We start from the raw sequence: 19,462 nt of genomic DNA on the forward strand, positions 1-19,462 counted from the left end.
AAACATAGAGGTGGAGGCTGACCATGATTCGAGTTACCGGATTAACGAAATCTTATGGGCAAGGCAGCGCTCAAACATACGCGCTGCGGGAAGTGAGCTTGGAGATCGGGCGAGGAGAGTATGTGGCGATTACCGGTCCATCCGGGTGCGGCAAAACGACGTTGCTTAACGTACTAGCTGGTATTGAGTCGTTGGATGCAGGACAAGTGTGGATTAATCAAACGGCTCTGCATGAAATGTCGGAGAACGATATATCAAGATTGAGGCTGGAACGAATGGGGTTTATATTCCAGTCCTATCATCTCGTTCCAGTGCTCACGGCACTTGATAACGTTGCGCTGCCGCTAATCGCCAGGGGTATTCGGCAATCGGAAGCGAACAGACAAGCCAGAGAAGCACTCAGACGTGTTGGCTTGGCGGGATATGCGAAACGATATCCGTCGGAGATGTCAGGCGGACAGAATCAGCGGGTGGCCATTGCGAGGGCGATAGTCGGCAATCCAGAAATATTGTGGGCGGACGAGCCGACCGGTGCACTTGACTCGGAAGCGGCAGAGCAGATTGTCGGGCTGCTCGAGATGTTGAACAAACACGATGGAACGACCGTTGTTATCGTTACGCACGACAACAGTATTGCGTCGCGAGCAAGCAGAATGATACGGCTTCATAATGGTCGCGTCATTCATGATGGAGGCGCAGTTGTATGCTGAAGCGGCACATCGTATGGAAGATGGCGTTGGCGAACATTAGCCGGAGCTGGAGACAAACGCTGCTTACCGTATTCGCCGGTGCCATTGGAGCTATGCTTGTTGTTGTTTCGTATGTGAATTACGCTTCAACAAATTATAGCAGTAAGGCATGGCTGGATCGGCATTATGGCAACATGAAGTGGGAGTTGTCGCCGACCGATAACAAGGAGATATTCAGCCGTACAGATGTAGAGGAGATCATCAATGCTTATGAAGAATATCTATCTTCTGAAGGATATAGAATGCTGCCGATTGTTCAAAGTCAGTCGATCTTGTTTAAGCTTGATGAACAAGGCGAGCTATCGAACGCATTGGCAGGTGCTCAGACGATGGGATTCGATCTCGCTGCTGCGGCTTCATTCGACCCGGAGCATTCGGGACTTTGGTCAACGAGTCTGTCAGATGACGCTGCGATAATCGACGAAGGTGCAGCTAAGCTGCTTAAGTTGTCTGAAGGGGATGCTGTTCGGTTGAAGTCAGCCTCTGGCATCGAGCTCACCTTTCAAATTCGTCAAATTGTAAAGCCCGAAGGATTGACTGGTTATCGGGGGCCGAGTGCGGAATCAGCAGCAACGGTCATTGTGTCAGAGGCATCGGCTAGGAAACTAGCCGAGCTAGAGGATGGCTATAAGGTGCTGCTTGCGACCTCCGATTCAACCGTTCTGCAAGGGCTGTCTTATCCGGCAGAGATCCAAGATAAGTTTAGATCGAATATGATGAAGTGGAATGCGCAATTGAGAGCGGATAAAATGAGCAGCCAAATGTTTATCGTCACAATGATTAGCGCGGTTGCCGTTGTATCCAGTGCATTGCTGATGAGGCAAGTGCTCATTATGATCGCTGACTCGCGGCGCGAGCTATTTGGCGTGCTGCGGGCGATTGGATTCTCTAAGCAGCAAATTCGCGGCTTGTTCGGAGCAGAAGCGTTGTTGTTAGCTGGGATAAGCGCAGTAATCGGAACGTTGCTTGGTGCGGGGGGAGGGCTCCTGCTCGTTAAGCTGTTTTATGGGAAATATGCGCAGGAGCTTGCTCGCGTGACCGGTGCTAATATTCCCGTTGAGCCGCATGTATCGGTAGGCGCATTAGTAATCGTATGGGCCATAATCGTCATGTTTCTTGCCCTTATCGCCTTGTTTGCAGTTCGAGCTGTGAATCGAACGCGAATCGTTGATGCACTTCGCCGAACAGTTTCCTCGAACCAGTCAGGCAGCAGCATGAAACGGCCGTTTATGGGGATGGTGGTGATATTTTCTGCTGCGGCTATTGCGGCACATTTGTCGCAGCTGTTCGGCGAGCCCCCAGAAGCGACTGGCAGCTCTTTGCTCACTATTTTGGTACTTTGGCTTGCAGCAGTTATTGGTACGGTGCTTATCGCATCGAGGCTGGCTGCGAACGCAGCTGGTCCTATCGGTGCAGTTGCGCGGGCATTTCGGTTTCCGAACGTATCGGTCCTGCTTGCTGGCAAATTTACGCGACAGCATCCTTCCCGAACCGTTACGATAATACTGTTGTTTGCGCTCATAATGATGACGATCACGTTCACAGCCAGTATGTCGACAATGATTCTGAAAGAAAATGACGTTAAACGAACGAACCAAACGATGCTCGGATTTGGCGGATATGTTGGATATCATACGGTGGAGCAGAAGGAACGGATACTGCAATTGGTCGAGACGAATGAGACGATTCAGCAGTACGTATCGCATTCAACGTACGTTGAGCCTTATATGCTGCTTATTAAAGACAATGGGATGGATAATTCAATCGTTCCGGTTACGGAGAGCTTGTTGGAAGGTGGAGGACTCCATTTGCGGGAATGGGCATCTCAGTTCGCGAGCGAACAAGAGGCGTGGGAGGCTGTTCGAGATCATGAGGAATATATCATTCTCCCTTTAGATTACTTGTATGCTGACACGAGATCAGACCGTGCAAGCTTTGATCGTCAAGTGCTTGCAAAGGCGGGAGAAACGATAGAGCTTCCAATCTATGAGAATAAACCGTTTCGTTCGATTAATGAACAGTGGAGACCGGTGGAGACGAGGTCGTTTGTCGTGGCCGGGTTTGCCGAGAACAATAGCGCTTCACAGCTCAGTACGGCGTTATTCCGTCCGCTCTACATGAATGCAGCTGTACATGAACAGCTGCGACCATATAGCACGAAGTGGCCCGAACACGATGAACTGGGCTACGTTCTCCTGCAGTTCGATTATCATGATATAAAGAAAACGCAGCGCATCGAAGAACAAATGCTTCTAAGCGGAGTATCGACTTTCCAGTCACCTTTTGTGAACAAACGGGCTGAGCAGCTCGTTAATATGCAAATGTCGAGAGGGTTTATCGGCTTTACAGCTATTTCAGCGCTGATTGGTCTGTTTGGACTAGCCATTGTTCAATTACGAGCAGTTGGGGAAAGGGCTGCCGTAATCGCAATGCTGCGCTGCGTCGGATTGTCTGGCCAACAGATTAAGCGCATGTTCATCCTTGAAGGCAGTATGATTGGAATAATTGGGCTACTTGTTGGATGGATGATTGGCAGCTCTGGCTCAGCAGTGTTTGTCCGAACGTTAACGAGCGACGTATCTCCGGGTGAAACACCTCTGACGTTTGACTACCCGTACGTACTTATTTTATCTATATTGATTATGCTGTTAGCGGCTGCTGTTGCTGTTAACCTTGGTCCAGCCCGCGGAGCATTGAAGCTGGCGCCAGCAGAAGCGCTGCGGTCTGCCGACTAGCAATAACAAGGAGTCTTCCTTTTGCACTTAGCGTGAGGAAGACTTCTTGTTATATGAGCTGCGACGATGACCGTGATGCCTTGGCTAATACCGAGCGATTGTCTTGGGTCAGCTCAGTCTCTAGGCTGAGATGAAATTCCAACCTTGGGCGAGTCATAAAACCGACCTTGGACGTTTCTCGTTGAAAGCCTGCTCCTGTATCATTACTTGTGGAAATAAGAGAGAAGGAAAATAAAGGAGTAGGATAGGATGATGAATAAATTAACGGAATGGGCATTTCGTAATCGGTCGGCAGTTGCACTGCTGATCGTTATGGCACTTGGCATTGGAGCCATGAGCTACGCTCGACTGCCGATGGAGTTTTTACCTAAGATGGACGATCCGAGTGTGTCGGTCACTGTAATTGCGCCTGGATACGACGCGAAATCAGTAGAAACACTGGTAACTGAGCCGCTTGAACGAGCGGTGCAATTCGCCAAGGGCAATACTGGCATGTTCTCTACTACAGGCAACGGATACGGCAGTATTCAAATTGCTTTCGATTCGAAGACGAATATGAAGGAAGCAAAAGCAGAGATCGAACGAAGCGTAGGTGCCGTTCAGCTTCCGGAGCGAGTCATGAAGCCGTTCGTCGTTCAATACGATACTTCAATGATTCCGGTGGCATGGGTGTCTGTCACATTTGACGAGAGTATTAGTGATGCGGATAAAGAAGCTAAAATTAAAGAGATTGAAACGCAAATAAAACAGATCGATGGAGCAGGGCAAATTACCGTTAACGGTCGAGTTGCCCCTGAAGTAAGCATTACGCCGGACACAACGAAGCTGGCAAACAAAGGTGTTTCAGTACAAGCGATCATGAGCGTTCTACAAGGCCGCGGAGCAACGGCTTCGATCGGGGAACAAAATATCGACGGTGCAGCAGGCAATATTAAAGTAAACGGCACGATTGATGGTCTGGAGACACTTCGCAAGCTGCCTGTTGGACCAGGGGTGATATTGGAGGATGTAGCATCCGTAGAACTCTCCAAGTATCAAGAAAGTATAAGTCGTCTCAACAGTAAAGATATGTTGATGATTACGGTAGCGAAGACTGCATCAGCGAACGCCGTTTCGGTTGGTAAGTCGCTTGATAAAGCTGTGGAGCGTATTAATGCTGAGAATAAAGGTATCGAGGCAGCTGTATTGCTCAGTACCTCGGATCAAGTTGTCAGCTCGGTTAATAGCATGCTTCAAGAAGTGTTGATGGGCGCTCTGTTCGCAACAGTGGTCATTCTCGTATTCATGCGGAATGTTAGAGCAACGCTAATTACGATTGTTTCGATTCCGCTCTCGCTTGGCATTACACTGTATTTACTGCAAATCAGCGGAATCTCGCTCAACATCATTACACTCGGTGGTGTTGCCGTCGCGGTTGGACGCTTGGTTGACGACAGCATCGTCGTAATCGAAAACATTTATAGAAGAGCGCAGAAGGAAGAGTTCACGTTAAAAATGGTCATCGATGCGACGAAGGAAGTATCGACTGCAATTACTTCTTCGACGCTCGTTACGGTAGCCGTATTCCTGCCGATGGCGCTGCTGCGCGGCTCGCTGCAGGCGCTGCTCTTGCCGTTCGCGTTGACGGTTGGTTACTCGCTTCTCGCATCCCTGCTTGTTGCGCTTACGGTCGTACCGATTCTTAGCGCCGTACTGCTTCGCAATACGAAACAGAAGGAACATAAGGGCTCGAAACGATTCGCTAAGTTCCTGGAATGGAATTTGAAGCACAAATGGGCAACGCTGCTAATCGCAATCGTACTATGCGCCGGTTCCATTGCGACATATATCGGAATTCCGAAAGGCGCAATTGATTCTTCGAGTACGGAGCAGATTAACGTAACGCTTGAATATCCGAGTGATACGACAGTTGAGCAAGTGCTCGAAAATGGCGAGAAGCTGGAGAAGTATTTTGCGGATCATCCATCTGTGAAATGGGTCTTCATGCAATACGGTAACAGTGCCGAGAATGCTGAATATGTTAGCGTCTCTTCTCCTACTATCGTCTCGTATATGCTGCAGCTGCAGGACGGGGCGGATGCAGAACAAATGATAGAAGATACGAAAGCGCAGAAAGCGAATTTGACAGGCGGCGACATTCAAGTTGAAGCAACTGACTTCTTGATGGGCGGAGGCGGCTCCACCGTATTCGTCGATGTCGTTGGAGAAGATCTTGCGAAGCTTGAGACAGTCTCTGAACAATTGATGGCAAAAATGGATTCTATTGATGGAATCGTTAAAGTATCGAGCAATCAGGAACAGAAGAAACCTGTATATTCATTCGAGGTTGATCCGCTAAAAGCACGCGGCAGCGAGGTTGCTGAGCAGCTTCAGGCTATGCTGAATCCGATGACAATAGGTACGATCTCATTGGATGGTCACGAATCTGCAGTAACCCTTCAACCGATTGTTAAGGCTAATTCAGAGCAAAGCTTAAGCGGCTTGACGGTGATTACTGATAATGGACCTGCTCCGATTACAACCATTGCTAAGCTTGTGAAATCGGAAGAGCCAAGTCTGTATTATCATAAGGATGGAAAACCATATGTTCGTATTACGGCACAGGTAGATTCGGATAAACTGTCCGTTGTCGGCAGCGATATTCAGAAAGAGGCAAACGCTCTTACATTGCCGGATGATATCAAATTATATGTAGGCGGAGCATCCGTTGATCAATCCGGTGATTTCGCTGACATGGGGATGACAGCCCTTATCGCAATCGGTATCGTATATCTCATTATGGTTCTGACGTTTAAGACATTGCGTGCTCCGCTCGCAATCCTGTTCTCACTGCCTCTAGCATCGATCGGTGCAGTTGTCGGTCTGATCATTGCGAACGTTACGCCGGACATTACAGCGCTATTCGGTGCACTCATGCTTATCGGTATCGTAGTTACGAATGCAATCGTTCTTATTGACCGAGTGAAGCAAAATGAGAAAACGATGACCATTCGGGAAGCGTTGATAGAAGCAGCTACGACTCGAATGCGTCCAATCGTGATGACAGCTATCGCAACGGTATGTGCTATGCTTCCATTGCTGTTCGGCTCTCACAGCAGCAGCAGCATCGTTTCGCAAAGCCTTGCAATCGTCGTAATCGGCGGTTTGACTGCTGCGACATTATTAACGCTGATCGTTATCCCTTGCGTCTATGAGCTGTTCTTCTTCCGCAAATCGCGTGAGCAGCGTAAATTAGCCGCTGCAGCAGCATCTCAACCACAATTGAAAAATGTAGTGGTCTAATAATAGCTGGATATGAATGCAGCCAATGCCGTCCCGTCTTCATTGATGGGGCGGTTTTTATTTATCAAACACATGCTGCTTCATGTTTTCTTTGCTTTACTATTCCAACTACTCAGGAAAACAGGGGGATGAGAACCTGCTCAGGTCAGGAAAATGAAGAGATAGCTAAATAGAAGCGAAGTCCGAAAATATATAGCTGAATAGCAAATGAAGTCCGAACATAAGATGAACGGAATAATCATCCCGAATGGCCGGCCAGAGTGTCATGACGAATGACTCAAGCGTTACAAATTAATGAGCTTAGACGACGAGCAGTGCGGGCCAGGTCAGTATAATGGAATACAATCGGATGCAGATTCCCGTTGGCTTGTTATATAAGGCTCGGTATAATGAGAGAGCAAACGCAATTGATTTGTAATCAGCTTGCTTTCAACGTTTCATATTTAGCTCTTAGTGATAAGCGGGTCGGTGGATTTAAGATATGTGTACATAGATGAAAAAAATGCGTGAGATATAACTGCGGCTTGTGCTGCATGTTATAGCGAAAGGTGAATTCATTAGCATAGGCCTGTAAATATTTGCGGCTAAGCCCGTGAAATGCCTCGCTGGCCCAGAGGTTGAATTCGGTAATAAAGTGTACGAGAGGTCGATAGCGGTACATATGCAGCCTGAATCGAACAGCTTGAATTTCCACCGCATCGGGGGAAACATTATGTTCAATAAATTGCTGGACTGCGGACTGCATGATATGGCCGTTAGGCTGGATTTGATGTGGCTCCATAATGACCAGCTGGAGATCAGTAAGAGCACCTGATTCATGAACCGAGCATGCAGCGAGTAGCGGCTGTCGTTGGGGATCTCGTTCTGTGTAAGGGTTGAACGGATTACCGTAAGCTCCGCCTTGAATGCGTACGATACCGCTGAGAAGTGAACGGTTATTATCATGATCAATGGCATCACGAAGTTTATGCAGCATCAGCCAAGCTGTCTTGTAAGTCACTTTAATGAGCTGGCTTAAACGGAATGCATTGATGACATTCTTTCCTTGAGTGAACAGATAAATAGCTGCAAACCACTGCTGAAGCGATGTTCTGCTTCTCTCCATTACAGTACCAGTCGTCAAGGAGTGTTGGTGTTTACATCTTGAGCATTCGTACAGAGGCAGCCTGCGAGTCAAAATCATATATGCCTTCATGTTCCCGCAGCAAGTGCAGCGAAAGCCCGCAGGCCATTTCAATTTATATAAATAAGCGGCACAAGCCTCTTCGTTACAAAAGCGGGCTTTGAACGCATCGAATGATTTATCCCACATCCTGTACGCTCCTTACTAGAACTTCATAGATAAGGAACATACGTTCCTATTGATATTATACCGAACAAGGGTTCTTATTTCATTACATTTTTACAGAAAAAGTAATAAAGATTCGAATGGAAGCTGCCCTGAGCAGAAGGGATACTAGACCAAAGGAATAATTAGAGTAATGAAAGCAGTAACAGAGTAGGAAGAATGAAACGGCCTTAGTCTCATGGAATGCTGGACGAAGGCCGCTTAATTTGCTGATTGGTAATGTTAACTTGACGGGTAAGGACTCAGTCTTACTGCTTATTACAATTGTTTTGTTGCGAGGCGGTATAGCGGCATCAATGTTTCGAATGTTTGCTGTGCGTATTGAAACAACTCTATACCATTAAGAACAGCGGAGGTGTCCGGTTGAAGGTGTCGGCCGATCAGCAGCTCGGCTGATTTGACGTCCCGGAAGCGAATAAGTGCGTCGCGCCAGTCATTCTTGCTCATGCGGGAGACAGGGGTCGATTCTTTCTTCGTATGATCGAGTGAAATGACATAATTTTCAGGGACAGCTGCTATGACTGTATCGAGCTCATTAAGCAGCGTTGCAGCAACGGCTGATTTGGATGGAAGCTCATATATAAAGGCTAGCCACATAAACAAATGATCGTCGAACAAACCGAGCTGAAAATGCGGATGCGCTTTGTAGCCGCGCTTATTCTCGCATAATGCGAACCAAGTATCTTTAGGTGGGTTCACCGTTCTGCGCGCATGCTTAGCGATATGAAGGAACAGCTCGCCGCCTGCTAATGGAGCCAGCTCGGCGGTCAGCCGTTCTCCAAGCGCTTGGAATTTCGGTCTAATACGAGATTGTATCGCAGCCATGCGCTGCTCCAATCCATCTATTGTAAAAACGTCAAAGTCGGCTCTGTTAAAGCCTGCATCTTGAATGGGGATTGATGCTTGAGTTGGTTGAGTTTGTGTCATGATGGGATACTTCGCTCCTTGCTTAAATGTATGGAATTAAGGCAATTTCAAATAAAAAATCGCGATCTGTGTACGGTCTCGCAGCTCTAGCTTATCCAGTATTTCGGAAATGTAATTTTTGACGGTCCCCTCGCTTAAAAATAACGCTGCGGCGATCTCTTTGTTCGATAAGCCGTCTGAGATATGTCGGACGATTGCTTGCTCCGCGCTTGTTAACCCAAATGCGCTCAAATCGCGTACACGGTCTGAGGGAGCAGATTGATGTATAGCGTTTGCCGCTGAGTTTTCTGCAGACGGGGATTGAATCATGCCAAAAAGTTTGCGGGCGATGTCAGGATGAATGAGCAATGAGCCTTCATATACCGTTTTAATGGCGCTGACAATGCGGCTTGGCGGAACATTTTTGAGCAGATAGCCGTTAGCGCCGTGACGAATGGCTGCCGCAATGTACTCGTCATCGTCAAATGTCGTCAGGACTAGAACTGCGGGGGCTGGAGTGAGTGATTTGATCAAGCGGGTGCCTTCTACTCCGTCACAGCCGGGCATGCGCATATCCATTAATACGACATCGACGGGGCTTGCTGCAACGAACTCATAAGCCTCCTTACCATCCTTGCATGTGCCGGCAACCGAAAGCTCCGGATCTAACCCGAGTATTACTTGCATGCTTTCACGAATAAACGGATCGTCGTCGACGATTAATATCGAGATCATATTCAGGCCTACTCTCTATGGAATTATCTTGTTGTATCCTGCAGGGCGGGAAGCCAGGTCGTAACGGTGAACCGCTGACTGTTCTGCCATTCGCAGTCGATTACTCCGCCTACAAGCGATGCTCTTTCGACCATTCCTCGCATTCCGATCCCGTTCGTTAGAGGTCCTTCAGGAACGCTACCGTCGTTCGAGACAATAAGTGCTGTCCCGTCTTCGCGATAATCGACAATGATCGTTACCTCTGTTGCACCGCCATGACGGACGGCGTTCGTGATCGCCTCCTGCGCATTCCGGTACAGCACATATTCTATACTTGGATAAAGAGTATGCGGTTGACCTGCGTAGGAGAGAAATATGTTAATACCGAGCGATGAGCGCGCTTCTTTCACAAGCTTCTCCATAGAATATACGTTGCTGCTTGCATCTGGCGCGGACAGTTTGCGTACCGTCTGTCTCATACGTTCCATACTGATCTGCAGTTGATCCCTTATTTGCTCCACTGTACTGCGCGCACGGCCGATATCCACTTCGAATAGATGAAGGGCGGCTTCGGACATCATTTTTACTCGAATAAGCTGATGACCAAGGTCATCATGGATGTCTCTGGCGATTCGGTTTCGCTCTTCGGTCTGTGCATGAAGCTCGATTTGTGCTGCATATTCGAGCAGTCTGCGTCTTGCTGCCTCTAATTCCTCATGTTGATTCGCTAACTGATCATAGAGCTGTTCAGTGTGCTGCCGCCGATCGGCTAGCTGTCGTGCTGTGATTAGAGTTGCCGCGAGCATCAGCCACAGCAAACCGTCTGGTAGCCTTAGTTCAAGCGATCGTTGATCCAGTGCAATGAATTGAATCGCTAATCCGCCCACAGTCCATCCAATGAGCGCACTTAGAGGAAGAGATAAGGAGAATACCGCTATTAATGTCGAGTAGGGAAGTAAGTACAGGAAGCCGCCCCACTCATATGACATGTAGCCAAAACCGATGAACTCCATAATGGCTATGATTGTTGTATAGCGAGGATAATGCTCGCTCAAACGTGCGGCAAGCAGCGCTAGCAGGATACAAATGATCAATAGGTCACTAGACAGTTCAATCGGACGAATCAATAGGGTGGCACCAGCTGGAATGATAATGAATAAGTGGCGAAGCCACCTCATGAGCATCGTCATGTAATGAACTCCCTGTAATGTTTTCTTACATTATAACACAATTAATTTTGTCATCGTTCTACAAAATGACTTTTGTCATTTCCGTCTTATGACTTTTGAGACCTGTGGTATAGAGCTAGAGGCATTACAATGAGATCAAGGATAAAGAAACGAGAGGATGAATCGAACATGAGCAAATTAGTAGAGTTTAAAGAGGTTGTCAAAAAATATGATGCCGTTACGACGGTCAACTATTTGACGCTGGACATCGAGGAAGGGGAAGTTTTCGGCTTGCTCGGGCCGAACGGAGCTGGCAAAAGCACCACGATCAGCATGCTGTCGGGTTTGGTAGAGATGAGCGGCGGAGACATCGTAGTTGGCGGATTCTCAGTCAAAAAGAGCCCAATTGATGTGAAACGGCAAATCGGTATAGTCCCTCAGGATCTAGCGTTGTATGAAACGCTCTCGGCGAGAGAGAACGTGACTTTCTTTGGTAAGCTGTACGGCTTACGCGGGAAGCTGCTTCAAGAGCGTGTAGACGAGGCTCTTCAATTCGTCGGGTTAACAGATAGAGCAAAAGATAAGCCCTCGACGTTTTCCGGTGGTATGAAGCGACGTCTCAATATTGCATGTGCAATTGTGCACAGACCGAAGCTGATTGTTATGGATGAGCCTACGGTGGGCATTGATCCTCAATCCCGCAATCATATATTGGAATCAGTCAGAGAGTTAAATCGGCTTGGCTCGACCATTATTTATACGAGCCACTATATGGAGGAAGTTGAAGCCATTTGTACACGGGTAGGGATTATCGATCGCGGCAAGCTGATCGCACTTGGGACGAAGGAGCAGTTGATCCTGCAATCCGGTCAAGAGGATAAGCTCGAATTCGAGCTTGACCGCGATTCACAGGATGCTGTATCTGAGATAAGTAGCCATCCACGTGTCAACAATGTGAAGCAAGTGGATGAACGCCATTTGGAAATCGGAATTAAGGACTCTCCAACTGTACTTCAGGATCTGCTGTTCATTCTGAATAAACATAATGTAACGGTGCGCAAGTTAACTCGAATCGAGCCGGGATTGGAAACACTGTTCCTGCAATTAACGGGCCGCTCCCTGCGGGATGCGTAATTGAACAAAGGAGTGAGATGAATGTATACGCTATGGACGGCTGCAAAGTATCAACTATTAACGTTCTTTCGGATGAAAAACGTCATACTGATTATGTTCGGGCTGCCGCTGCTTATCATATTTCTACTTGGAAGCACGTTCGGTGGGCAGATGGAGCCTGCTAAAGTTGCTCTTTATATAGGCGATAAAGGGACAATGAACGGGGCGATAGACGCCTTTTGGCATTCGGATCAAATAAAACCTTATGCAGAAGTGCGGTTGACTAAGTCGGCTGACGATGTAAAGCTGCTCGTTGAGAAAGGGAACGCAGACTTCGGCGTTATCGTTCCGGATGACTTTTCCTCCCGAGTCGCTGAAGGTCTACCGACACAATGGGAGCTCATGGAAGGTCACGATGTGGAACGGAATATTGCGGCAAGAGCGGTGGCAGAACGATTTCTGTCCGAAGCGAACCTGCAGCAAGCCGCGGCTATGGCTGGCTTTGACAGTGTAGGAGTGAATGCCCTGCAGACAGAAGGTGAATTTGATGGAGGCAATACAGAACCATCTGTTGTGGTTGGAACGCTTGGCGCGGGTGCGAATCATGAATTTGGCTCCGTATCGGCCATGCAATATTACGCGGCGTCGAATCTGATTTTATTCCTGTTGCTGGTCGGAATGACCGGGATGTCGTCTTTGCTGGCGGAGAAGAACAGTAATACGCTACAACGTATCTACTCGCAACCGGTTTCATTTAAGCTCGTTGTGTATGGCAAGCTGGGTGGTGTACTTTGCTTAGGTCTATTATTGTCTGTCTTTATAATTGCCTTCACTTCGCAAGTCTATGATTTAGATTGGGGCAACCGACTTGATCTTGTTGTATTGGTATGTTTACTAATTGTACTAGCTGGGATAGGACTGTCAGTCGTCATCGCATCACTAACAAAGACGTCCAAATCGTTCCAGTCGATCTATCAAGTCATATCGTTCGTCGCTTTGTTCTTAAGCGGCGGGATGGTAGCGAATTTAGGTGGAACGCTCGGCGACATCGGGAAGTTCACACTTAATTATTGGGCGACGAAAGGGCTGAGAGAAGTCATGAATGGAGTGAGCGGAACACAGTTGTGGGAACCGGTCGGCATTTTGGCCGCTGCAGCAATTGGATTAATCGTATTAGGCGCTATGCGCTTGTCAAAGGTGGTGAAACAGCATGCCTAGCTTCGTCATCGCCTTGATGCTTGTCAAAAGAATGTTTGCAACCCGGCGCGATGTTATTACAGGTCTCATCCTTCCTGCCGTCGTGCTTGCTGTTATCGTCGGGGTGTTTGCTTCCCAAATGAATGAGAAAGCGCATATTAAAGTATTGAATGGTGACACAGGTGCATATGGTCAACATTTGGTTTCGATGCTAGAGAAAGAGTCCCGTTACGAAATTGAAGTTTATAAGAACGGAACAGAAGAGCAGCTGAAGCAGATGGTTCAAGATGGGGATGCCGACGCTTCAGTCATCATTCCAGCTTCTTTCTCTTCATCGCTTCTAGCTGGCAACAATCCTCAGATTATCATGTACCGTATGAATGAGCAGCTGTGGAATGCTTCGCTGCTGCTGACGCTTCAAGCGGAGACGGATCGGATGCAGCACGCGGCACAGCTTCTTGCAGGAAGCGGCTCGCTTAATGAAGTGAATTTTGCGAAGTTGCTTGAACAGGATCAGAAGCAGCTGATTACGTCCACGAAATCCGATTCGAAGCTTGGAAGTACGATCTCGCAGCCGATGGTGATCGGACTGATGCTTATGTTCGTGCTGCTGCTAGTAACCAGATCAATCACGCTAATTCTTGAAGACCGCGAACAGCGTACGATGGCGCGGATGTTCACGGCGCCTGTGAGAGCTTACCAAATTGCTCTTGGCAATTTCTTGGGCAGCTTCTTAGTCGGGACGATTCAAGTAGCGATTATGGTTGCGCTGTCCTGTTATGTATTTGGTTACGATCCAGGCTTCGCTCCGTTGGAGCTGTTCGTGCTGCTTGAATGCTTCCTGCTCGCAGCAGTCGGCTTATCTTCGGCTTTCGCCGGGCTTGTTCGCAACGGTATGCAGATGGGTCAAATTAGCGCGATCATTATTACGCCGACTTGTATGCTGAGTGGCTGCTTTTGGCCGATTTCGATGATGCCGGAGTATATGCAGAAGCTTGCCAATTTAGTTCCACAGAAGTGGGTGCTTGAAGCAGCGGATCGGTTGTCCGCTGGGGGAGGCGCTTCCGACATCGCGATTCCGCTTGCCGTCATTCTTCTTTTCGCGCTCGTGCTGCTCGCATTCGGTGCAGCCGTGCTTCGCCCGAATCGGAAGGCTGTTAGCTAGATAAGATTGTCCAACAAGAGGCGCAACGCCAAGCTTCGGCTGGTTGCGCCTCATTCTTGTGCTCCGATTGAAAGGGCATTACTGTGCGTTGCAGAGCGGACGCGCAGAGCAAGATCTTTTTTCGCGGAATATGGATATTGAACGGGGTACTGTGAATAGGATGACAATACCCCTCTTCTTTAACAGGAACACAACCAGCCAGTGCTGGCGGTCGATTGTCTAACGGCCGGGACAAATCGGGCGCTCCAGCGTTCAAAAATAGTCCATAATCCAAGTTGCCAGAACATATGATGAAGTATAAACTAGATATAAGAAGCAATTGTCAGAACATTTTGAAAACTGACGGATTACTACCGAAGTAAGGGAGGGATTGCCGTGAATAAGAGCCACGAAGTTGAATATTGTAATTTGGAGCTGCGATTCGACCGCCGGCAAATCCAAAATCTCATTCGGGATCTTATCCAGGAAGGCTATTCATTGTATTGGAGCGAGACGGAGTATCAATTTCTGATTTCGATCCGAACCGGACGTAAGCTCGTTAAGCTTCGGTTCCAGCGCATCAAGCAGCGTTACAAAATCGTCGGGGACTATTTGATCAAAGATGAAAAGCTGTCGGAGTTAATCGAGAAGCTGATTAATGACACAAGGGGTCACGCCGTCGTCAAGCGAATCAAAGATCGGCAAATCGTGATTGAAAACATTATGTTCGGTGAAATTATACGTTTAGTGGAGGTGTCCGGCATGGAACATCGGATTATTTATCAAAAAAAACCGTTTGTTACGATCGAAGAGATGATTCAGGCGTTCCAATCGAAAAGAGCGGAGGAACGTGCGGCCGTTCTACGCTATGAGCTCGACTATGAGCTGTCGGTACTGTACGAAGCGTTATCGAACCATGATGAGGAAACGATTCAGGCTTCTAAGGAAAGACTGATCGGATTAAGAGCCGAAATGCTGCAGCTGGAGCTATAAATAGATAACCGTCTAATATTCAAACAATAAAGGTGTATAGACAATGCGAATGTGCAAAATGTGAAGCGGGATTGGCACCTCTTGCGAGGACCAATCCCGTTTGTTCATGTATAAGTTATAACGTTTGCTTAATAGTATAATTAGAAAATGTAATGGAATGCTGCTTTTTTTTCCTTACCGCTAGTTTTCATCGGCGAGCAAAACGAGTACAATAAGAGGTATTGTGAACCACACTATGAGAGAAAAAGGATGGAAGAAACATATGTCTAAACAGCAAATTGGCGTTATCGGCCTTGCCGTCATGGGTAAAAACTTGGCTCTTAACATTGAGAGCAGAGGCTTTACGGTATCGGTGTACAACCGTTCCCGTGAGAAAACGGACGATCTGATGAAAGAAGCAGCGGGCAAAAACCTTGTACCGACGTATTCGATCGAAGAGTTCGTGGCATCGCTCGAAGTCCCGCGCAAAATTCTGATCATGGTACAAGCAGGTGCAGGTACTGATGCAACGATCAATTCGCTTGTACCGCATCTGTCGGAAGGCGACATCATTATCGACGGCGGCAACGCGTATTTCCCTGATACACAGCGCCGCAGCAAAGAGCTCGAAGCCAAAGGCTTCCGCTTCATCGGTACGGGCGTATCCGGCGGTGAAGAAGGCGCGCTGAAAGGCCCGGCTATCATGCCAGGCGGACAAGAATCGGCATACAAGCTTGTTGAACCGATCCTGACGGCCATCTCGGCTAAAGTGGACGGCGATCCATGCTGCACATACATCGGTCCTGACGGTGCTGGCCATTATGTCAAAATGGTACATAACGGTATCGAATACGGTGATATGCAATTGATTTGCGAAGCATACAACCTGCTCCAATCGGTGCTTGGTCTGGATGCGAAAGAGCTTCACGAAATTTTCACGGAGTGGAATAAAGGAGAGCTGGACAGCTACCTTATCGAAATTACGGCTGACATCTTCTCGAAATATGATCCTGAGACAGGCAAACCGATGGTTGACGTCATTCTTGATTCTGCCGGCCAAAAAGGTACGGGCAAATGGACGAGCCAAAGCTCGCTTGATCTCGGCGTTCCGCTGTCGATCATTACGGAATCCGTATTTGCACGCTTCCTCTCGGCAATGAAAGAAGAGCGCGTAGCTGCAAGCAAGCTGCTCAAAGGACCTAAGACTGCTCCATTCCAAGGTGATAAAGCAGCATTCATCGAGTCCGTTCGCAAAGCGCTGTTCGCAAGTAAAATTTGCTCCTACGCGCAAGGCTTCGCGCAAATGCGCGCAGCATCGGACGAGTATGGGTGGAACCTCCGTTACGGCGATATCGCTATGATCTTCCGCGGCGGCTGCATTATTCGTGCACGCTTCCTGCAGAACATCAAGGATGCTTACGACCGCGATCCAGCACTGAGCAACCTGCTGCTCGATCCTTACTTCAAAGAGATCGTGGAGTCCTATCAAGGCGCATGGCGTGAAGTTGTTGCAACAGCTGTCGCACATGGTATTCCAGTGCCTTCGTTCGCGAGCGCAATCGCATACTTCGACAGCTACCGTACGGAGCGTCTGCCAGCGAACCTGCTGCAAGCGCAGCGTGACTACTTTGGTGCTCATACGTTCAAACGTGTGGATAAAGAAGGCACGTTCCACCACAACTGGATGGGCAACTAATCGCCTACTTGGATAAGGTTGTCCCTAATTACAGGGAGACAATCCCATCCACTGCATCCTTTAGCCAACGGCGAAGACGGTCGATCTCGTAATCTCCGTGCTTGCGCTGAATAAGGCTCATCGATGCTTCGGCGAATGAATGAAACATTTTGAGCAAATGTGGCTGCGACAGATCCAGCAATTTCGGATCTTCGTCAGCCACTTTCTTTTTTATATATTCGAGAATCCAGATGACATCCTCTCGGCAAAGCGGATAGCTGTTATCAAGCAGCCGATTGACACGAATTGCAGCAATGCTGCTTGCCTTATTCGGGGGTGGATTACTCGTCATCGGTATTCATCTCCTTTCATACGTAAGGCATTACTATCATCCTTACGGCAAATGAAAGATTTTTATACCCGGCCATACATAAAAAATGGTATGATAAGGCGGAATGCTAAAGGAGGATTCTTATGATTGAACGACCTAATCCTCGTACGGATGCTGCGAAGCCAGAGATGGTTAATAAGATCGTTCTGGTCGGATTTATGGGCACCGGCAAATCGACTGTTTCGAAGCTTCTTGCTGAGCGGCTTGGCTGGCGAAGAGTCGATTCGGATGAGGAGATTGTGCAGCGTACCGGTAAATCGATACCTGAGCTGTTCGAAGAAGGCGGAGAGCAGCATTTCCGCGATATGGAGACGGAAACGCTGAACGCTTTGATGGCTTCGAATGAGCCTGCTGTTATCGCGACTGGAGGCGGCGCCGTCCTAAGGGAAGGCAACCGTGCTGTCATGCTCAAGCATTCATTCGTCGTCGCTTTGAAAGCAGATGTAGAGCATATTATTTCTCGCGTAGGGAACGATTCGGGCAGACCGCTGCTTCAAGGAGATGCTGCAGCGAATGTTCGCCGTCTGCTCGAGGAGCGGAGAACAGCTTATGATTTTGCACCTTTTATTGTTGATACGACCGGGCTGACACCGGAGGCTGTATGTGAGGCCATCGTGCAGCAATGGAATGTCATCTATCCATCACAATTTTAATAAAGGAGATTCGACGATTATGGACGTTATCGTAACGCCTACACCGAAGCTTCAGGGCGATATTCAAGCGCTCTCTTCCAAAAACTATACGACTCGTTATTTGCTGGTCGCAGCACTGGCTGAAGGGACAAGCACCGTTTATTATCCTGCACACAGCGAGGACAGCGATGCTATGCGCCGTTGTATTCGCGATCTCGGAGCTGTAATCGAAGAGGATGAGGAGAAAATCGTCATTACAGGCTTCGGAAGCCGTCCAAGCAACGTGAAGGAGCTTGACGTCGGCAATGCCGGCGCCGTGCTTCGTTTCCTGATGGCTATCGCTTCGCTCAGCCCGGAAGTAACATTTATTAACCGGTACCCGGATTCGCTCGGTAAGCGTCCGCATGACGACTTGATCGACTCGCTGCAGCAGCTCGGAGCAAAGATCGAGCACCGCGAAGGGAAGCTGCCGATTACGATTCGCGGCGGCAATTTGAAGGGCGGTAAAATTACGGTATCCGGCAACATCAGCTCACAGTTTCTTAGCGCGCTTCTGTTCCTGACGCCGCTGCTCGAGGAAGACAGTGAGATCGAGGTTTTACATGATTTGAAGTCGAAGATTGTAATCGGCCAAACACTCGAGGTTATCGAACAGGCCGGCGTAGTCATTCATGCCAGCGAAGATTTGATGCACTATCGCATTCCTGGCCGTCAGAAGTATAAGGCCCAAACGTACCGCGTTCAAGGCGATTATCCAGGCTCAGCTGCGGTGCTCGCTGCAGCGGCGGTAACGGAATCGGACGTTACGCTTCGCGGGTTGTCCGAGACGAGCAAGCAGGGTGAGCGTGCAATCGTCGATGTGCTCCGAATGATGAACGTGCCGCTGACGCACGAGAATTCTGTTGTCCGCGTTCAAGGCAATAAACAGCTGAAAGCGGTAGAGTTCGACGGTGATGCGGCGACGGATGCGGTGCTGGCGATGGTAGCGGCATCTGTATTCGCTGATGGAACTTCTCGTTTCTACAATGTAGAAAATCTGCGTTACAAAGAGTGCGACCGTATTACCGACTATTTGAACGAGCTGCGCAAGGCCGGCGCAAACGTGGAAGAGCGTCAAAGTGAAATTATCGTTCATGGCCGTCCGGAAGGCGTTGAGGGCGGTGTTGAGATTGACGCACATTACGATCACCGCGTTATTATGGCGCTAACGGTTGTCGGATTACGCTCGAAGCTGCCGATTCGGATTAAGGATGCGCACCATGTTGCGAAATCGTACCCGATCTACTTCGACCACCTGAAGGCACTTGGAGCGCAAGTAGAATGGGTGGAGTAGAAGCATTGCTCCCGATGTCATAATCGTTCGTATAGGATACCGTTCATACGGAGGAATATAAACTAATCCCATGTGGACGGCGAACAGCCGTCCTTCGTGGCA

At 48.5% G+C, this 19,462-nt stretch carries 15 protein-coding genes; 10 read left to right on the forward strand and 5 right to left on the reverse strand.

The annotated features are described in order from the left end of the window. Positions 1-23 precede the first annotated feature (23 nt). From PXY01_RS05515 to PXY01_RS05525, 3 genes are all read left to right on the forward strand, one after another. The gene (locus PXY01_RS05515; RefSeq protein WP_127568133.1) at positions 24-710 is read left to right on the forward strand and encodes an ABC transporter ATP-binding protein; all 687 of its coding nucleotides are present in this window, start codon (positions 24-26) and stop codon (positions 708-710) included. Beyond that, positions 704-3,484 (forward strand): ABC transporter permease, encoded by a 2,781-nt coding sequence (locus PXY01_RS05520; RefSeq protein WP_127568135.1) that lies wholly within the window; start codon positions 704-706, stop codon positions 3,482-3,484. The genes PXY01_RS05515 and PXY01_RS05520 overlap by 7 nt, the downstream gene beginning before the upstream one ends. A 249-nt stretch (positions 3,485-3,733) precedes the next feature. Next, complete coding sequence (locus tag PXY01_RS05525; protein ID WP_307719368.1) at positions 3,734-6,766, forward strand: efflux RND transporter permease subunit; 3,033 nt, start codon at positions 3,734-3,736, stop codon at positions 6,764-6,766. A gap of 418 nt (positions 6,767-7,184) precedes the next feature. On the opposite strand, the gene PXY01_RS05530 is transcribed toward PXY01_RS05525, so the two are convergent. The 4 genes from PXY01_RS05530 to PXY01_RS05545 all read right to left on the reverse strand — a co-directional run bounded on the left by PXY01_RS05530 (position 7,185) and on the right by PXY01_RS05545 (position 10,924). Then, the gene (locus PXY01_RS05530; protein WP_127568137.1) at positions 7,185-8,078 is read right to left on the reverse strand and encodes a transposase; all 894 of its coding nucleotides are present in this window, start codon (positions 8,076-8,078) and stop codon (positions 7,185-7,187) included. 294 nt (positions 8,079-8,372) lie between these two features. Next, positions 8,373-9,041, reverse strand: a complete 669-nt coding sequence (locus tag PXY01_RS05535; RefSeq protein WP_127568139.1) for a YktB family protein — start codon at positions 9,039-9,041, stop codon at positions 8,373-8,375. A 36-nt stretch (positions 9,042-9,077) separates the two neighbouring features. Beyond that, positions 9,078-9,755 (reverse strand): response regulator transcription factor, encoded by a 678-nt coding sequence (locus PXY01_RS05540; RefSeq protein WP_127568141.1) that lies wholly within the window; start codon positions 9,753-9,755, stop codon positions 9,078-9,080. A gap of 23 nt (positions 9,756-9,778) precedes the next feature. Further along, a complete protein-coding gene (locus PXY01_RS05545) occupies positions 9,779-10,924 on the reverse strand; it encodes a sensor histidine kinase (protein WP_127568143.1) in 1,146 nt (381 codons plus the stop codon). Between the two features lie 168 nt (positions 10,925-11,092). Between PXY01_RS05545 and PXY01_RS05550 the strand changes: the two genes are divergently transcribed. The 5 genes from PXY01_RS05550 (at position 11,093) to gnd (ending at position 17,025) form a co-directional block, all read left to right on the forward strand. Beyond that, positions 11,093-12,037 carry an ABC transporter ATP-binding protein gene (locus PXY01_RS05550; RefSeq protein ID WP_127568145.1) on the forward strand — a complete coding sequence of 315 codons (945 nt, stop codon included), beginning with the start codon at positions 11,093-11,095 and terminating at the stop codon, positions 12,035-12,037. Between the two features lie 21 nt (positions 12,038-12,058). Beyond that, the gene (locus tag PXY01_RS05555; protein WP_127568147.1) at positions 12,059-13,234 is read left to right on the forward strand and encodes an ABC transporter permease; all 1,176 of its coding nucleotides are present in this window, start codon (positions 12,059-12,061) and stop codon (positions 13,232-13,234) included. Further along, the gene (locus PXY01_RS05560) at positions 13,227-14,378 is read left to right on the forward strand and encodes an ABC transporter permease (RefSeq protein WP_127568149.1); all 1,152 of its coding nucleotides are present in this window, start codon (positions 13,227-13,229) and stop codon (positions 14,376-14,378) included. The genes PXY01_RS05555 and PXY01_RS05560 overlap by 8 nt, the downstream gene beginning before the upstream one ends. Before the next feature lie 375 nt (positions 14,379-14,753). Beyond that, positions 14,754-15,350 carry a YkzI domain-containing protein gene (locus PXY01_RS05565; RefSeq protein WP_127568151.1) on the forward strand — a complete coding sequence of 199 codons (597 nt, stop codon included), beginning with the start codon at positions 14,754-14,756 and terminating at the stop codon, positions 15,348-15,350. Positions 15,351-15,612: 262 nt separating this feature from the next. Next, complete coding sequence (gene gnd, locus PXY01_RS05570) at positions 15,613-17,025, forward strand: NADP-dependent phosphogluconate dehydrogenase (RefSeq protein ID WP_127568153.1); 1,413 nt, start codon at positions 15,613-15,615, stop codon at positions 17,023-17,025. 28 nt (positions 17,026-17,053) lie between these two features. Here the strand turns inward: gnd and PXY01_RS05575 are convergent, their stop codons facing one another. Then, positions 17,054-17,356 (reverse strand): hypothetical protein, encoded by a 303-nt coding sequence (locus tag PXY01_RS05575; RefSeq protein ID WP_127568155.1) that lies wholly within the window; start codon positions 17,354-17,356, stop codon positions 17,054-17,056. 122 nt (positions 17,357-17,478) lie between these two features. Here PXY01_RS05575 and PXY01_RS05580 point away from each other — a divergent pair, with 122 nt between their 5' ends. Next, on the forward strand, positions 17,479-18,048 hold the full coding sequence (locus PXY01_RS05580) for a shikimate kinase (protein WP_127568157.1): 570 nt from the start codon (positions 17,479-17,481) through the stop codon (positions 18,046-18,048). 19 nt (positions 18,049-18,067) lie between these two features. Continuing rightward, the gene (gene aroA / locus PXY01_RS05585) at positions 18,068-19,360 is read left to right on the forward strand and encodes a 3-phosphoshikimate 1-carboxyvinyltransferase (protein ID WP_127568159.1); all 1,293 of its coding nucleotides are present in this window, start codon (positions 18,068-18,070) and stop codon (positions 19,358-19,360) included. Positions 19,361-19,462: the final 102 nt, after the last annotated feature.

The organism is Paenibacillus xylaniclasticus, assembly GCF_004001065.1.
Classification (GTDB): domain Bacteria; phylum Bacillota; class Bacilli; order Paenibacillales; family Paenibacillaceae; genus Paenibacillus_T; species Paenibacillus_T xylaniclasticus.

Bases quoted from the DNA above. Each gene is read 5' to 3' on its own strand.
- PXY01_RS05525 (WP_307719368.1), top strand. From the start codon at position 3,734: ATGATGAATAAATTAACGGAATGGGCATTTCGTAATCGGTCGGCAGTT.
- PXY01_RS05515 (WP_127568133.1), top strand. From the start codon at position 24: ATGATTCGAGTTACCGGATTAACGAAATCTTATGGGCAAGGCAGCGCT.
- PXY01_RS05540 (WP_127568141.1), bottom strand. From the start codon at position 9,755: ATGATCTCGATATTAATCGTCGACGACGATCCGTTTATTCGTGAAAGC.
- gnd (WP_127568153.1), top strand. From the start codon at position 15,613: ATGTCTAAACAGCAAATTGGCGTTATCGGCCTTGCCGTCATGGGTAAA.
- PXY01_RS05560 (WP_127568149.1), top strand. From the start codon at position 13,227: ATGCCTAGCTTCGTCATCGCCTTGATGCTTGTCAAAAGAATGTTTGCA.
- PXY01_RS05550 (WP_127568145.1), top strand. From the start codon at position 11,093: ATGAGCAAATTAGTAGAGTTTAAAGAGGTTGTCAAAAAATATGATGCC.
- PXY01_RS05580 (WP_127568157.1), top strand. From the start codon at position 17,479: ATGATTGAACGACCTAATCCTCGTACGGATGCTGCGAAGCCAGAGATG.
- PXY01_RS05520 (WP_127568135.1), top strand. From the start codon at position 704: ATGCTGAAGCGGCACATCGTATGGAAGATGGCGTTGGCGAACATTAGC.
- PXY01_RS05575 (WP_127568155.1), bottom strand. From the start codon at position 17,356: ATGACGAGTAATCCACCCCCGAATAAGGCAAGCAGCATTGCTGCAATT.
- PXY01_RS05530 (WP_127568137.1), bottom strand. From the start codon at position 8,078: ATGTGGGATAAATCATTCGATGCGTTCAAAGCCCGCTTTTGTAACGAA.
- aroA (WP_127568159.1), top strand. From the start codon at position 18,068: ATGGACGTTATCGTAACGCCTACACCGAAGCTTCAGGGCGATATTCAA.
- PXY01_RS05535 (WP_127568139.1), bottom strand. From the start codon at position 9,041: ATGACACAAACTCAACCAACTCAAGCATCAATCCCCATTCAAGATGCA.
- PXY01_RS05545 (WP_127568143.1), bottom strand. From the start codon at position 10,924: ATGACGATGCTCATGAGGTGGCTTCGCCACTTATTCATTATCATTCCA.
- PXY01_RS05555 (WP_127568147.1), top strand. From the start codon at position 12,059: ATGTATACGCTATGGACGGCTGCAAAGTATCAACTATTAACGTTCTTT.